The sequence below is a fragment of the Kitasatospora cathayae genome, assembly GCF_027627435.1.
In the GTDB taxonomy this organism is placed as follows: domain Bacteria; phylum Actinomycetota; class Actinomycetes; order Streptomycetales; family Streptomycetaceae; genus Kitasatospora; species Kitasatospora cathayae.
In genome coordinates this window covers 3,055,498-3,070,404 of the sequence record NZ_CP115450.1, presented here as the reverse complement: position 1 = coordinate 3,070,404, position 14,907 = coordinate 3,055,498, and the positions used below count along the sequence as shown (strand labels likewise).

Sequence of the window (14,907 nt, the reverse complement as noted above, 5' to 3'; positions counted from 1 at the left end):
GGACCGGCCTGTCGAAGATCCGGGGAATGGCGGCCCGCGGCTGCCCGTACCCTGGTCTGGTGAGCGGTGAGAGCGGATTGAAGAGCTACAAGGTCGTCACGCACGGCTGTCAGATGAACGTCCACGACTCCGAGCGGCTGTCCGGCCTGCTCGAGGACGCCGGGTACGTCAAGGCCGGGCCGGACGGCGACCCGGACCTGGTCGTGTTCAACACCTGCGCGGTGCGCGAGAACGCCGACAACAAGCTGTACGGCAACCTCGGACAGCTCGCGCCGGCCAAGAGCCGCCACCAGGGCATGCAGATCGCCGTCGGCGGCTGTCTGGCCCAGAAGGACCGCGAGACCATCGTCAAGCGCGCCCCCTGGGTCGACGTGGTGTTCGGCACCCACAACATCGGCCACCTGCCGGCGCTGCTGGAGCGGGCCGCCGTCGAGCGCAAGGCCCAGGTCGAGATCCTCGAGTCCCTGGAGACCTTCCCCTCCACGCTGCCGACCCGCCGCGAGTCGGCGTACGCGGCCTGGGTCGCCATCTCGGTCGGCTGCAACAACACCTGCACCTTCTGCATCGTCCCCGCGCTGCGCGGCAAGGAGGAGGACCGCCGTCCCGGCGACGTCCTCGCCGAGATCGAGGCGCTGGTGGACGAGGGCGTCATCGAGGTGACCCTGCTCGGCCAGAACGTCAACGCCTACGGCTCCGACCTGGGCGACCGCGAGGCCTTCTCCAAGCTGCTGCGCGCCGCCGGCCGGATCGAGGGCCTGGAGCGGATCCGCTTCACCTCGCCGCACCCGCGCGACTTCACCGACGACGTGATCGCGGCGATGGCCGAGACCCCGAGCGTGATGCACCAGCTGCACATGCCGCTGCAGTCCGGCTCGGACCGCGTCCTCAAGGCGATGCGCCGCTCCTACCGGCAGGAGCGTTTCCTCGGGATCATCCGCAAGGTCCGCGAGGCGATGCCGGACGCGGCCATCTCCACCGACATCATCGTGGGCTTCCCCGGCGAGACCGAGGAGGACTTCGAGGAGACGATGCACGTCGTCCGCGAGGCCCGCTTCACCAACGCCTTCACCTTCCAGTACTCCAAGCGCCCCGGCACCCCCGCCGCGGAGATGGCTGACCAGGTGCCGAAGGAGGTCGTCCAGGCCCGCTACGACCGGCTGATCGCCCTGCAGGAGGAGATCTCCTGGGACGAGAACAAGAAGCAGGTCGGCCGCACCCTGGAGGTCCTGGTCGCCGAGGGCGAGGGCAAGAAGGACGACCGGACCCAGCGGCTGTCCGGGCGCGCGCCCGACAACCGCCTCGTCCACTTCAGCAAGCCGGACGAGCCGGTGCGCCCGGGCGACATGGTGACCGTCGAGATCACCTACGCCGCCCCGCACCACCTGCTGGCCGAGGGCCCGGTGCTCGCCGTGCGCCGCACCCGGGCGGGCGACGCCTGGGAGAAGCGCCAGGCCAAGCCCGCCGACAAGCCGGCCGGCGTGATGCTCGGCCTGCCGAAGATCGGCGCCCCGGCCGAGCTGCCGCTGGCCGCCCCGGCGGGCGGCGCCTGCTGCGGCGACTGACCCACGTGCCGTGACGGCGGCCCGGCGGGAGCGTTGGTGCTTCCGCCGGGCCGTTGCCGTGTGCGGGAGCGTCACCGGGACCCGGGCGACAGGCCCTAGAGTGATCAGCATGCTGGTAGCCGCCGCCGTGTGCCCCTGTCCGCCGCTGCTCGTCCCCGAGGTCGCCGCCGGGGCCGCGCCCGAGCTGGACGCGCTGCGCGCCGCCTGCGACGAGGCGCTGGCGGCGCTGGTCGCGGCCGAGCCGCAGCTGGTCGTGGTGGTCGGCGCCGGGCCGGAGGCCGAGGTGTGGACCGAGGGCGGGGCCGGCTCCTTCCACCGCTACGGGGTGCCGCTGGTCGCCAAGCTGCCCGGCGACCGGGTCGAGGGGCCGGAGCTGGCGCCCTCGCTGACCGTCGGCGCCTGGCTGCTGGAGCGTGCCGGGGTGACCCTGCCGACGCACGCCTGCGCGGTGCCCGCCGACGCCCCCGCCGACCGGATGCTCGGCCTCGGCCAGGGCCTGGCCGGCCTCGCCGACCGGGTCGCCCTGCTGGTGCTCGGCGACGGCAGCGCCTGCCGCTCGGTGAAGGCGCCCGGCTACCTGGACGAGCGGGCCGAGGGCTTCGACGCCGCGCTGGCCGCAGCCCTGGGCTCGGCCGACCTGCCCGCCCTCGCCGCCGTCGACCCGACGCTGGCCGCCGAGCTCAAGGCCGAGGGCCGGGCGCCCTGGCAGGTGCTGGCCGGCGCCGCCGAGGGCGCCGGCCTCACCGCGCGGCTGGGGTACCAGGACGCGCCGTACGGGGTGGGGTACTTCGTGGCGTCCTGGAACTGATCGGCTTACGGCTGCGGGGGCTGGGGGGTCTGCCCCTCGCCGCCCGGCTTCGGCTTGTGGGCGAAGTCGCCGACCGCGTCCTTGGCCTTGCCGGCGCCGTGCTCGATCTTCTCGCTGTACTTGCCCTTGGTGGCCTTGTCGATCGCGTCGCCGGCCTTGTCCACGATGTGCTCGATCTGGTCGCTGTGCTTGCCCGCCAGCTCGCTGGCCTTCTCCTTGAGCTCCTCGGCCTTGCCCTTGAATTTGTCCATCAGACCCATGGCGATCTCCTTCGTACCCTGTCTCCTGTCACAACGCGCGGGACGGGTAAAGCGTTCGCAAAACGACGGTCGACTGCGGAAGCGGCCGGAGACAGTCCGGGGAACAGTCATATCCTCGCGCAGTCGGGGGCGGGCGGCAGCCCGGTCCCGGGTGCCGCGGCGGTTTGCGAGACTGGAGCGGTGAGCAGCTCCCGTGTGATCAGCATCGTCGGCGCGACCGCCGCCGGAAAGTCCGACCTGGCCGTCGCCATCGCCCGCAGCCTCGGCGGCGAGGTGATCAACACCGACTCGATGCAGCTGTACCGGGGCATGGACATCGGCACCGCCAAGCTGACCATGGACGAGCGCGGGGGAGTGCCGCACCACCTGCTGGACGTCTGGGACGTCACCGAGGCGGCCAGCGTCGCCGAGTACCAGCGACTGGCCCGGGCCGAGATCGACCGGCTGCTCGCGGCCGGGCGCACCCCCGTCCTGGTCGGTGGCTCCGGCCTGTACGTCCGGGCCGCGATCGACGAGATGGAGTTCCCCGGCACCGACCCCGAGGTGCGCGCCCGGCTGGAGGCCGAACTGGAGCAGGCCGGCCCGTACGCGCTGCACCGGCGGCTGGCCGAGTTGGACCCGGCGGCCGCCGAGGCGATCCTGACCGGCAACGGGCGGCGGATCGTCCGCGCACTGGAGGTCATCGAGATCACCGGGCAGCCGTTCACCGCCAACCTGCCGAGCAACACCGCGGTGTACGAGGCGGTGCAGATCGGCGTCGCCGTCCCGCGCCCCGAACTGGACGAGCGGATCACGCTGCGGGTCGACCGGATGTGGCAGGCCGGGCTGCTGGACGAGGTGCGGGAGCTGGAGAAGGCCGGACTGCGGGAGGGCCGGACCGCCTCCCGGGCGCTCGGCTACCAGCAGGTGCTCGACCACTTCGCCGGCGAGTGCACCGAGGACGAGGCGAGGGCCGAGACCGTCCGGGCCACCAAGCGCTTCGCCCGCCGTCAGGAGTCCTGGTTCCGCCGGGACGACCGCATCCACTGGCTCTCCCGACCGGCCGGCACCGACCCGGTCGAGCTGCTGGAACACTCCCTGGAACTGATCGGTGGTCAGGGAGTTCCGGCCGCATAGGACGTGTTCCGGCCAATTCGGCGGTGCACCTGCGCGCGCAGGTGACCGTGCAGGACGAACCGGGGGTCACGGCCGGATCACGTGATGGCCACGGATCACCCGAGGACCCCGGTCAGGCCCCGAACGCCCCCTCTGGACATGCCATCATCGATGCCATAAGGGTCGGCCCGCACGGGTCGACCGTGCCCGGCCGCGAGTCCGCTCGTGTCGAACTGTCAGGGGAGGCCGTGTGTCGACGGGTACCGGCCCCGAACCCGGCCAGAGCGGGAGCGTCACCGCACCGGCCGAGGAGTTCGACGAGTCGACGATGGGTGACCTCCCCGTGCTGACCGGCCTGGAGGCGCCGACCTCGTACGCGGCCGCGGTGCCCGCGCTGGACACCCGCACCCCGCCGGACGCCGCCGTGCACGAGCGGGAGATCCGGCCGCGGCGCCGGCTCCGCTGGTGGCAGACCCTGCCGATCGCCCTGCTCGGCACCCTCGGATCGCTGATGTTCGCCTTCCCGCTCGCCTTCGGCTCGGCCGGCGCACGGGCCACCATGGTGGGGATGCTCGGGCTGCTGTTCACCGCGGCCTCGTTCGGCTGGGGCGCGATGGCCGCCCGGCACGCCGGCTACAAGTGGCCGGGGCTGCCGCGCCGGGGCTCCGGGCAGCGGGCCGGCTGGAAGGCCATCGTGGTCTACACCCTGATCGCGCTGGCCGGCTGCGCGCTCGCGGTCTGGCGGGTCGCCTACCTGCGCTGAGCGGTTCGCCGGACCTCCATACAATCGGAGGGGTGAGCGCATCCTCTCCCCAGCGGGCCGGTCTCCCCTTCTTCAAGGGCCACGGCACCCAGAACGACTTCGTGATCGTGCCGGACCCGGACGGCGTGCTGGAGATCGGCCCGGAGGCCGTCGCCGCGCTGTGCGACCGGCGGGCCGGCATCGGTGGCGACGGGCTGCTGCGGGTGGTCCGCGCCGCCGCCGACCCGGCCGCCGCGGACCTGGCCGACCGGGCCGAGTGGTTCATGGACTACCGCAACTCCGACGGCAGCATCGCCGAGATGTGCGGCAACGGTCTGCGGGTCTTCGCCCGATTCCTGGTCGAGGCCGGCCTGGCGAAGCCCGGCGAGCTGGCGATCGCCACCCGCTCCGGGGTGCTCACCGCGAAGGTCGCCGAGGACGCCGAGGACGGCACGCCCGGCGAGGTCACCATCGACATGGGCCGCGCCCGACTGCCCGGACCGGACGGCATCGAGGTCGCGGTCGGCGAGCGGCGCTGGCCCGCCCTGAACGTCAACATGGGCAACCCGCACGCGGTGGCCTTCGTGGAGAGCCTGGACCACGCCGGGAGCCTCTTCACCGCTCCGCTCACCAGCCCCGAGGGCGTCTACCCGGAAGGCGTCAACGTCGAGTTCGTGGTGGACCGCGGCCCGCGGCACGTCGCGATGCGGGTGCACGAGCGCGGCTCGGGCGAGACCCGCTCCTGCGGCACCGGCGCCTGCGCCGTCGCGGTGGCGGCCATCCGCCGGGACGGCGCGGACCCGGCGGTGACCGGCGAGGCGGTCTCGTACACCGTGGACGTGCTGGGCGGCCGCCTGGTCATCACCGAGCACCCGGACGGCCGGGTGGAGATGACCGGGCCGGCGGTGATCGTGGCCGAGGGGCGGCTGGACGGGCGCTGGTGGGAGTCGCTGAGCCAGGGCTTGTCTGAGAAGCGCTGGCGCTGACGGCCCGGTTTGCCCAATTCGTGCGGCGACGAATCCCCCCGATCGGGTGATACCGGTCGCGGACGGGAATCACGGCGTCGCGGAACGTGCTCCGCTCGGTAGCATGGACCACCGGGTCGATCACCCCCGCGGGGAGGGGCAGCGCCCGGCGACGTTGCCGGAGGTGCCGATGACCATCGAAGCCGGGCAGCCCCCTCTCGCGGGGCGGCCGACGAGCGCACGGCAGGCCGGGGCCAGGCGGCCCCTGGGAGAGCTCGGCCGGGCCGCCCTCGGCCGGGCGGGGCGGGCCGCGTTACTGGCCACCGGGCGCCCGCCCGTGCCGGACGCCCTGGAGCCGCTGGTCCGGGTCCACCGGCAGCACCATCCGCAGGCGGACCTCGCCCTGCTGGCCCGGGCCTACCGGCTGGCCGAGGCCAGCCACCGCGGCCAGAAACGCAAGAGCGGTGAGCCGTACATCACCCATCCGCTGGCCGTCACCATGATCCTGGCCCAACTCGGCGCCGGGACGACCACCCTGGTCGCCTCGCTGCTCCACGACACGGTCGAGGACACCGAGTTGACGCTGGACCAGGTGGGTGCCGGGTTCGGGCCCGAAGTCGCCTATCTGGTCGACGGGGTGACGAAGCTGGAGAAGGTCGACTTCGGCGCCGCCGCCGAGGCCGAGACCTTCCGCAAGATGCTGGTCGCCACCGGGGACGACGTCCGGGTGATGGTGATCAAGCTCGCCGACCGGCTGCACAACATGCGCACCATCCGGCACATGAAGCCGGCCAGCCAGGTGCGGATCGCCAAGGTCACCCGGGACGTGCTGATCCCGCTGGCCGAGCGGCTCGGCATCCAGGTGCTCAAGGCGGAGTTGGAGGACATCGTCTTCGCCACCCTGCACCCCGAGGAGCACGCCCGCACCCGCGCCCTGATGGCCGCTCACGAGGCCGAGCCGGACACCCTGCTGGAGCCCTTCGCCCGGCAGCTGGCCCGCCAGCTGGCCGAGACCGGGGTCGCCGCCGAGGTGACCGTCCGGCCCCGGCACTGCGTCTCGCTGCACCGGGTGCTGCTCAAGCGGGCCGCCGCGCCCGGGCCGGACGGGCAGCCGCAGCGGCCGCAGCCGGCCGACTTCGGGCGGCTGCTGGTGGTGGTCGAGGAGAACGCCGACTGCTACGCGGTGCTCGGCGAGCTGCACACCTGCTGGACGCCGCTGCCCGGGGAGTTCAAGGACTTCGTCGCCGCCCCCAAGTTCAACCTGTACCAGTCGCTGCACACCGCCGTGGCGCTGGACGGCGAGGTGGTCGAGGTGCTGGTCCGGAGCCGGCGGATGCACGAGGTGGCCGAGACCGGGGTGGTCGCGCTCGGCGACCCGTCCCGGAGCGGCGCCGCCCAGGACGCCGACGAGCTGGACCGCACCGATCCGGCCCGGCCCGGCTGGCTCAGCCGGCTGCTGGAGTGGCAGCAGGAGACCCCCGACCCGGACGCCTTCTGGTCCGCGCTCACCGCCGACCTGGCCGGCGACCGCGAGATCACCGTGGTGACGGAGAGTGGTGAAACGCTTCAGCTCAGGGCCGGGGCCAGCTGCGTGGACGCCGCCTACCTGCTCGGCGAGGAGACCGGCCACCGATGTATCGGCGCCCGGGTCAACGGCCGGCTGACCGCGCTGTCCACCGTGCTGCAGGACGGTGACGTGCTCGCGGTGCTCACCGAGAGCCTCCCGGCCGGTGGCGGCCCGCGCGGCGCCGAACCCTCCGGCCCGTCGCCGGAGTGGCTGGCGCACGTCCGCACCCCCGCCGCCCGGCTGGCCATCGAGCGCTGGCTGGCCGACCACCCGGCCCGCCTGCCGGTGGTGCGCACCGGCCCGGCCGGCGGCCAGCCCGCCCCGCCCGCGCACCCGGCGGGCGAGCGCCGGGCCGCGCCGGTCGCGGTGGTCGGCCGGCCGGGGGCGACGGTGCGACTGGCCCGCTGCTGCACGCCCGTCCCCCCGGACGAGGTGGCCGGCTACCCGATCCGCGGCGGCGCGGTGGCCGTGCACCGCACCGGCTGCCCCGCCGGGCAGCGGCTGCGCGCGGACGGGCGCGCCGAGCTGGAGGTCCGCTGGCAGCCGGCGGACGGCCCTGCGGCCGGCCACCGGGCCACCCTGCTGCGGGCCACCCTGCGGGCCGAGGCGCTGAACCGGCCCCGGCTGCTCGCCGACCTCACCGCGGCGATCTCCGCCGAGGGCGTCGGCATCGTCTCCGCCGAGGTCGAACCGCCGCAGGAACTGCGGGTCCGGCACACCTACACCGTCGAACTGCCCGAACCGGGCGCGCTGCCGGCCCTGATGCGGGCGATGCTCAAGGTCTCCGGGGTGTACGACGTGAGCCGCCCGCACGCCCCCGAGGGGACCCAGACCCGGCACTCCGGCGGAAATGGGGGTGACCGGCCCGTGCCGGGCATGGGACCATCATGGGGAATGCACGGCCGGGCCACGGCGTTCTCAGGGCAGAGGAGCTCTGGCGGGACCCAAGGGCCCCCACCACGGCAATCCACCGACCAAAGGACAGAATGACCTCCACGTTCGACACCCGCGACCACGCCGACGCCACGCGCCGCCTTGACGGTCTGCGGGCGGAAGCCCTCATGGACGAGGACCTCGCGGCCATCGACGAGGACCTCGGCCACAACTACGACGGCGACCAGTACGACCGCAGCGAGCGCGCAGCCCTGCGCCGGGTCGCCGGCCTCTCCACCGAACTCGAAGACGTCACCGAGGTCGAGTACCGCCAGCTCCGCCTGGAGCGCGTGGTGCTCGTCGGCGTCTGGACCGACGGCACCCTGGAGGAGGCGGAGAACTCGATGGCCGAGCTCGCCGCGCTCGCCGAGACGGCCGGCTCCGAGGTCCTGGACGGCGTCATCCAGCGCCGCGACAAGCCCGACGCGGCCACCTACATCGGCTCCGGCAAGGCGCAGGAGCTGCGCGACATCGTCGCCTCCAGCGGCGCCGACACCGTGGTCTGCGACGGTGAGCTCACCCCCGGCCAGCTGATCCACCTGGAGGACGTGGTCAAGGTCAAGGTCGTCGACCGGACGGCCCTGATCCTGGACATCTTCGCCCAGCACGCCAAGTCCCGGGAGGGCAAGGCGCAGGTCTCGCTGGCGCAGATGCAGTACATGCTGCCGCGCCTGCGCGGCTGGGGTCAGTCGCTGTCCCGGCAGATGGGTGGCGGTGGCTCCGGCTCCTCGGGCGGCGGCATGGCCACCCGTGGTCCCGGTGAGACCAAGATCGAGACCGACCGGCGCCGGATCCGCGAGAAGATGGCGAAGCTCCGCAAGGAGATCGCCGACATGAAGAAGGGCCGCGACACCAAGCGCCAGGAGCGCAAGCGCCACCAGGTGCCGTCCGTGGCCATCGCCGGGTACACCAACGCCGGCAAGTCCTCCCTGCTCAACCGGCTCACCGGCGCGGGCGTGCTGGTGGAGAACGCGCTGTTCGCCACCCTGGACCCGACCGTGCGCCGGGCGCAGACCCCGAGCGGGCGGCTGTACACCCTGGCCGACACCGTCGGCTTCGTCCGGCACCTGCCGCACCACCTGGTCGAGGCCTTCCGCTCGACCATGGAGGAGGTCGCCGACGCGGACCTCATCCTGCACGTGGTGGACGGCTCGCACCCCGAGCCGGAGACGCAGCTGGCCGCCGTCCGTGAGGTCATCGTCTCGGTCGAGGCGCAGAACGTGCCCGAGATCGTGGTGATCAACAAGGCGGACGCCGCCGACCCGCACGTGCTGCAGCGACTGCTGCGCCGCGAGCCGCACGCCATCGTGGTGTCGGCCCGCAGCGGCGCGGGCATCGACGAGCTGCTGAAGCTCATCGACGACGAGCTGCCGCGGCCGGCCGTCGAGGTGCGGGCCCTGGTGCCCTACACCCAGGGCGCGCTGGTCTCCCGGGTGCACAAGGAGGGCGAGCTGCTCGCCACCGAGCACACCGGCGAGGGCACGCTGCTGCACGCCAAGGTGCCGGCCGAGCTGGCCGCCGAGCTGGAGCACTTCGCGGTCGCGCTGCAGGGCTGAGCCGACCTGCCGAGGCCCGTCCGGCGGATCTTGTCGGACGGGCCCAGCCCCCGGACGACCGCGTCCGGGGGCTACTTCACGTTCTTGGCGAAGTAGTCGAAGGCCTGCTTCGCCTGGTCCTGCAGGGACGGGCCGGCCAGGTACCCGGCCGGGCCGCGGTCGCCGATCGAGCTGACGCTGACCAGGTTGGGCTTGCCGTCCTTGGTGATGAACCAGCCGCCGCCGCCCGCGCCGCCGGTCATGGTGCAGCCGATCACGTACATCGGCGGGCGGGCCCGGTCGAAGGACAGCCGGCCCGGCGCGGCGGTGGAGTCGCAGTGCTCCAGCTCCATGCCGTCGAAGGGCCGCTCGACCGGGTAGCCGAAGGCGGCGGCCGAGGTGACCTGCTCGCGCGGGGCGTTGAACCAGACCGGGACGGAACCGCCGACGGTCTCCTCCAGGGAGGGGCCGGAGCCGGACTCGGCGCGCACCCGGACGATCCCGTAGTCGTACTGGTCGTGGGCGCCGACGCCGCTCTCCTGGAGCCAGGTCGGCGACACCAGCGCGCGCACCGCCGTCCAGCGGCCGTACGGGGCCGCCTGCCGGTCGTCGTCCGGCTTGCCACGGGCCCCCCGGCCGTCCTGGTTGCCCGTCTGTCCGTCCCGGTTGAAGGCGGGCACGAAGACCAGGTTCTTCACCCAGCCGCCGCCCCTGCCGTCGTGCAGGCAGTGCGCGGCGGTGAAGACCAGGTTGCTGCGGCCCGGGTCGAGCGGGTCGGAGACCACCGTGGCGGAACAGGCCGAGTCGCCCTGGGGCGTGGTCATCAGCAGCTTGCCGACCAGGGCGGAGTCCCGGCCGTACGGGTGCGGCTGCGGCCGGGCCTGGACGGCGGCGGGCGGGGCGTCCCGCTGGACGGTGGCCGGCGAGGCGGCGGTCAGCGAGTACTCGGGGGTGGGCCGGGCCCGGGCGGCCGCCATCCGGGCGGTCGTCCAGTAGCCGGGGGCCGTCTGGTTGGTGAAGCCGCTGTCGGCGACGTACCGGGCCCAGTCCTCCAGCTTCCAGCCGCTCAGGTCACCCAGGCTGGTGGGCGCGGCCTTGGGCAGTGCCGCCGGCGGGGTGACCGGGGCGGTGGGGCCGTCCGGCCCGCAGGCGGCCGCGGTGAGCGTCAGGGCGGCGAGCAGCGCGGCGCCGGCCGCGGCGACCCGCCGTCCCCTGGTGCCGACGGCGCTATTGGCGCTGGTGATTCCGTTGGTGCTGGCAGTGCTGCTGGTGCTGATGGTGCGCAAGCTGAGGAGTCCCCGTGGTGGTGCCGGTCACTGCTTCCTGGAGATCCAGTCCAGGGCCTGCTTGGCGACCGTCTCCAGGTACGGCCCGCTCAGCGAGGTGTGCTCCTGGGTGCCGATCGAGGTGTTGCTGACCAGGGCGGTCTTCCCGTCGGGCATGGTGGCGAACCAGCCGCCGCCGCTGGCGCCCTGGGTCATGTCGCAGCCGATGGTCAGCATGGACGGGCGCTTGGCGTCGAAGGACAGCCGGGTGGGCTTGCCGCCGTCGCACCTGTACAGCTCCTGGCCGTCGAACGGCTTGACCAGCGGGTAGCCGACGGCCGAGACCCTGAGCTGGTCGCGGGGCGCGTCGAACCACACCGGGGCGGCCGAACCGACCGTCTCCTCCAGGGACTTGCCGGTGTCGTTCTGGTTGTGCACGCGCATCACGGCGAAGTCGTACTGGTTGGCGGCGTCACCGGTCGGGCCGCCCTCCACCATCCACTGCGGGGAGGTGACGACCTGGTCGGCCCACCAGGTGCCGAGCGGGGCCAGCTCGGACAGTGGGGCCTTCTTGCCGCCGCTGGAGGCACCCGAGTTGTTGTAGGCGGGGACGAACACCAGGTCCTTGTAGAAGTCGCCGCCCTTGCCCTCGTGGACGCAGTGGGCGGCCGTCCAGACCAGGTTGCTCCTGCCCGGGTGCTGCGGGTCGGCGATCACCGTCGCCGAGCAGTTGCCCCGGCCGCCCTGGGCGGAGAAGAACACCTTCCCGGAGGGCTGCTTGAGGTACGGGCGGGGCACCTGGACGGCCTTGACCACCGGCGGCTCCGGGTCGGTCACGCCGTTGTCGGCGGCCGGCTTGGCGGGCGGGGCCGGGTCGGCGGGCTTGGCGTCGCCCATCTTGTCCGGGTTCCAGAAGTCCTTCACCACCGGGTTGTTGAAGACGTGCTTGGACGCCCACTTGTCCCAGTCGTCGAACTTCCACTTCTTCAGGTCGTCCCAGCTCTTCGGCAGGCCCTCCAGCAGGCTGCTCGGCAGGCCGGACGGCAGGGTGATCCCGCCGATGACGCCGCCGCCCGGGGTCGCCGAGGCGCTCGCGTCCGCGGCGGGCGGCGGCGCGGCGGTCTTGCCGCCGCCCGCCGGGCCGTCCGGTCCGCAGGCGCTCACGGCCAGCAGCGTTCCGGCGACCAGGGCGGCGGCCAGGGCTGACCGGTGGATCGATGGCATCTGTGCGCTTCCCCCTGTGCTCGGTCGGATTCCGGTCTCGGATCGGACTCCGGTGTGGCGGCCCGCCGCCCTGGAGTCTTCCATCGCAGTGCAGGACGGCGGCGGCCGCCCCCCGGGTTCCGGAGCTGACCGGAGGTCACCGATCCGTGACGCGGAACCGTTCCTCTCGTTGGCACAGCAGGGCCGCCCCGCCCGGTGGTGCACTATCCCCGGTCTTCACCCGGACGAGTGATCAGTCCTTGTGATCTCCCGTCAGGGATAGGTAACCCTTACCTGACGCGACGGTGCGAGTGCCCGCCGACCCCCTCCACCACCAGCGCGTCCGCACCCCCACGCGCACCAAGGAGCAGCCTTGAGCACCGCCCTCACCGGAGCCCCGCCCGTACCGCCGACCGCGGGCCCCCCTTGCGAGCCGAAGGACGCGCCGGCGCCGAAAGTGACGAGCGACGAGGGAGCGGAGCGAGTGCAGGAGCGAGGACCGTCGGCGCCGGACCGTGAGCGTCCGGAGGCGAGCGAGGAACACGGGCTCGGGCCCGACCCGCTGCTGCACCCCGATCCCGCAGTCGCCGCCGAACAGGCCGCCGTGGAAGCCCTGTTGCGCTGCTGGACCCGGGAGACCGGAGCCCGCCCCGGACCGGACGGCCGACTGCGGATCGACGTCCTCGGCGGCGCCGCCCGGCTCGCCGCCCCGGTCCGCTACTGGTCGCCCGGCGGCTGGCACCGCTTCGGCCCGGCCACCCTCTCGGCCGGCGAGGGCGGTGTCGTGGCGGAGGGGGCCGAGGCCCCGGTGGACGCCGTCACCGCCGCCGCACTCCTCGCCGCCGCGGCCGCCGACCGGCCCGACCCCGGACAGGTCGCCGACCTCGCCGCCCGGGTCGCCGACTCGGTCGTGCGCACCGCCGAGATCCTCACCCACCGCCGCACCGCCGCCGAACCCGGCGGACCGGAACGCTCCCACTTCCTCGCCGCCGAGCAGTCCCTGCTGCTCGGCCACCCGCTGCACCCCACCCCGAAGAGCCGCGACGGCCTCGGCCCGGCCCAGAGCGCCGCCTACTCGCCCGAACTCCACGGCTCCTTCCAACTGCACTGGTACGCCGTCGACCGTGCCCTGCTCGCGGCCGGCTCGGCCGTCGCCGAGAGCGCCGACCGGCTCACCGCCGCCCTGCTCGGCCACCGCACCGCTCTGCCGCCCGGCACCGCCGCCCTGCCGCTGCACCCCTGGCAGGCCCGCGAACTCGCCCACCGCCCGGCCGTCGCCGCGCTGCTCGCCGAGGGGCTGCTGCACGACCTCGGCCCGGCCGGCGAGCCCTGGTACCCCACCTCCTCGGTGCGCACCGTCTACCGGCCCGGCACGCCGTGGATGCTCAAGCTGTCGCTCGGCCTGCGGATCACCAACTCCCGCCGGGAGAACCTGCGCAAGGAACTCCACCGCGGCCTGGAGATGCACCGGCTGCTGGAGAGCGGCCTCGCCGCCGAGTGGCGGGCCGCCCACCCCGGCTTCGACATCGTCCGCGACCCGGCCTGGATCGGTGTCGACCACCCCGGCCTCGGCGACCCGGGCGGCCTGGACACCGTGCTGCGCGCCCAGCCCTTCGCGCCCGCCGAGCGCGCCCTGTGCGTGGCCGGGCTGGTCGCCGAACAGCCGCGCGGCACCGGCGCCACCGTGCCCTCCCGGCTCGGCGACACCCTGCGCTCGCTCGCCGCCCGCACCGGGCGCCCGCTGCGCACCGTGGCCGCCGAATGGTTCCTGCGCTACCTGGAGGCCGTCGTGCTGCCCGTCCTCTGGCTGGACGGCCGGGGCGGCATCGCGCTGGAGGCGCACCAGCAGAACAGCATCGTCCTGCTGGACGCCGAGGGCTGGCCCAGCGGCGGCCGCTACCGCGACAACCAGGGCTACTACTACCGGGAGAGCGCCGCCGAGCGGCTCACCGCCCGGCTGCCCGGACTCGGCGCGCAGAGCGACACCTTCCTGCCGGACGCGGTCATCGACCACCACTTCACCTACTACCTCGGCATCAACCACGTGCTCGGGCTGATCGGCGCCCTCGGCTCCCAGGGGCTCGCCGACGAAACGGTGCTGCTGGCCGGGCTGCGCCGGTTCCTGGCCGGCCCGCGGGCGGCCGCCACCGGCTCGGCGCTGCCCACGCTGCTGCTGGACGCGCCCACCCTGCCCTGCAAGGCCAACCTGCTCACCCGGATCAACGGTCTGGACGAGCTGGTCGGCCCGGTCGCCACCCAGTCCGTGTACGTGGACATCCCCAACCCGGTGGCGGAGGCAGTTCGCGAGCGGTGGGGGTCCCCCCGGCCGGAGGCCGGGGGAGAGTGAACCGGCAAGAGGTGCGTGTGGGCAAATGCCCCCGCCGAGCGGAGCGAGGTGGAGGCAACTCGTCGGACGACCTGCCCGGGTGGGGCGAAGTCCCCACCCCGGCCGGCCGGTTCCGGCTCGGCCCGGTCCGGCTGCCCGCCGACCTGGAACTGCTCGCCGGCTGGATGAACGACCCCGAGGTCGACGAGTTCTGGGCGCTCGCCGGGCCGCCCGCCGTCACCGAACGGCACGTCCGGGCCCAACTCGACGGCGACGGACGCAGCCTGCCCTGCCTCGGCCTGCTCGACGGCGCGCCGATGAGCTACTGGGAGGTCTACCGGGCCGACCTCGACCCGCTCGCCGCGCACTATCCGGCTCGGCCGTACGACACCGGCGTGCACCTGCTGCTCGGCCCCGCCGCCAGCCGCGGCCGGGGCCTGGGGGCCCAGCTGCTGGCCGCCCTCGCAGAAATGATTCTCCGGCAACGGCCGCGCTGCGAACGGGTGGTGGCCGAACCGGACGTCCGCAACCGGCGCTCGGTCCGGGCCTTCGAACGGGCCGGATTCCGGGTCGCCGCCGAACTCGACCTGCCCGACAAGCGCGCCGCCCTGATGGTCCGCGACCGAGACCCGCACCCCGCCTAGGA

At 73.9% G+C, this 14,907-nt stretch carries 12 protein-coding genes; 9 read left to right on the top strand and 3 right to left on the bottom strand.

Annotated features, from left to right (window positions below):
* The first annotated feature begins 59 nt into the window (after positions 1 to 59).
* Together miaB and O1G21_RS13535 are read left to right on the top strand one after the other, a co-directional pair.
* Positions 60 to 1,562, top strand: coding sequence for a tRNA (N6-isopentenyl adenosine(37)-C2)-methylthiotransferase MiaB (gene miaB / locus O1G21_RS13540; protein WP_270143658.1), 1,503 nt, complete (start codon positions 60 to 62; stop codon positions 1,560 to 1,562).
* A gap of 109 nt (positions 1,563 to 1,671) precedes the next feature.
* Positions 1,672 to 2,370 carry a class III extradiol dioxygenase subunit B-like domain-containing protein gene (locus O1G21_RS13535; protein ID WP_270143656.1) on the top strand — a complete coding sequence of 233 codons (699 nt, stop codon included), beginning with the start codon at positions 1,672 to 1,674 and terminating at the stop codon, positions 2,368 to 2,370.
* Positions 2,371 to 2,375: 5 nt separating this feature from the next.
* Here the strand turns inward: O1G21_RS13535 and O1G21_RS13530 are convergent, their stop codons facing one another.
* Complete coding sequence (locus tag O1G21_RS13530; RefSeq protein WP_270143654.1) at positions 2,376 to 2,630, bottom strand: antitoxin; 255 nt, start codon at positions 2,628 to 2,630, stop codon at positions 2,376 to 2,378.
* A 180-nt stretch (positions 2,631 to 2,810) separates the two neighbouring features.
* Here O1G21_RS13530 and miaA point away from each other — a divergent pair, with 180 nt between their 5' ends.
* The 5 genes from miaA to hflX all read left to right on the top strand — a co-directional run bounded on the left by miaA (position 2,811) and on the right by hflX (position 9,488).
* A complete protein-coding gene (gene miaA / locus O1G21_RS13525) occupies positions 2,811 to 3,746 on the top strand; it encodes a tRNA (adenosine(37)-N6)-dimethylallyltransferase MiaA (RefSeq protein ID WP_270143653.1) in 936 nt (311 codons plus the stop codon).
* 229 nt (positions 3,747 to 3,975) lie between these two features.
* Positions 3,976 to 4,488 (top strand): hypothetical protein, encoded by a 513-nt coding sequence (locus tag O1G21_RS13520; RefSeq protein ID WP_270143651.1) that lies wholly within the window; start codon positions 3,976 to 3,978, stop codon positions 4,486 to 4,488.
* A gap of 32 nt (positions 4,489 to 4,520) precedes the next feature.
* Positions 4,521 to 5,453, top strand: a complete 933-nt coding sequence (gene dapF / locus O1G21_RS13515; RefSeq protein ID WP_270143649.1) for a diaminopimelate epimerase — start codon at positions 4,521 to 4,523, stop codon at positions 5,451 to 5,453.
* 169 nt (positions 5,454 to 5,622) lie between these two features.
* A complete protein-coding gene (locus O1G21_RS13510) occupies positions 5,623 to 7,989 on the top strand; it encodes a RelA/SpoT family protein (RefSeq protein WP_270143647.1) in 2,367 nt (788 codons plus the stop codon).
* The gene (gene hflX / locus O1G21_RS13505; protein ID WP_270143644.1) at positions 7,986 to 9,488 is read left to right on the top strand and encodes a GTPase HflX; all 1,503 of its coding nucleotides are present in this window, start codon (positions 7,986 to 7,988) and stop codon (positions 9,486 to 9,488) included. Before O1G21_RS13510 ends, hflX begins: the two co-directional genes overlap by 4 nt.
* Positions 9,489 to 9,559: 71 nt before the next feature.
* On the opposite strand, the gene O1G21_RS13500 is transcribed toward hflX, so the two are convergent.
* Both O1G21_RS13500 and O1G21_RS13495 read right to left on the bottom strand, forming a co-directional pair.
* On the bottom strand, positions 9,560 to 10,753 hold the full coding sequence (locus tag O1G21_RS13500) for a trypsin-like serine peptidase (RefSeq protein WP_270143643.1): 1,194 nt from the start codon (positions 10,751 to 10,753) through the stop codon (positions 9,560 to 9,562).
* A gap of 27 nt (positions 10,754 to 10,780) precedes the next feature.
* Positions 10,781 to 11,956: a trypsin-like serine peptidase gene (locus O1G21_RS13495; protein ID WP_270143641.1), complete on the bottom strand. Its 1,176-nt coding sequence runs from the start codon at positions 11,954 to 11,956 to the stop codon at positions 10,781 to 10,783.
* A 352-nt stretch (positions 11,957 to 12,308) separates the two neighbouring features.
* On the opposite strand from O1G21_RS13495, the gene O1G21_RS13490 reads away from it, so the two are divergent.
* Together O1G21_RS13490 and O1G21_RS13485 are read left to right on the top strand one after the other, a co-directional pair.
* Positions 12,309 to 14,282, top strand: a complete 1,974-nt coding sequence (locus O1G21_RS13490; protein WP_405000636.1) for an IucA/IucC family protein — start codon at positions 12,309 to 12,311, stop codon at positions 14,280 to 14,282.
* Positions 14,246 to 14,905, top strand: coding sequence for a GNAT family N-acetyltransferase (locus O1G21_RS13485; protein ID WP_405000635.1), 660 nt, complete (start codon positions 14,246 to 14,248; stop codon positions 14,903 to 14,905). The genes O1G21_RS13490 and O1G21_RS13485 overlap by 37 nt, the downstream gene beginning before the upstream one ends.
* Positions 14,906 to 14,907: the final 2 nt, after the last annotated feature.

Excerpts from the sequence above, each read along its gene's own strand:
- O1G21_RS13535 (WP_270143656.1), top strand. The coding sequence starts at position 1,672 with ATGCTGGTAGCCGCCGCCGTGTGCCCCTGTCCGCCGCTGCTCGTCCCC.
- O1G21_RS13530 (WP_270143654.1), bottom strand. The coding sequence starts at position 2,630 with ATGGGTCTGATGGACAAATTCAAGGGCAAGGCCGAGGAGCTCAAGGAG.
- O1G21_RS13510 (WP_270143647.1), top strand. The coding sequence starts at position 5,623 with ATGACCATCGAAGCCGGGCAGCCCCCTCTCGCGGGGCGGCCGACGAGC.
- hflX (WP_270143644.1), top strand. The coding sequence starts at position 7,986 with ATGACCTCCACGTTCGACACCCGCGACCACGCCGACGCCACGCGCCGC.
- O1G21_RS13495 (WP_270143641.1), bottom strand. The coding sequence starts at position 11,956 with ATGCCATCGATCCACCGGTCAGCCCTGGCCGCCGCCCTGGTCGCCGGA.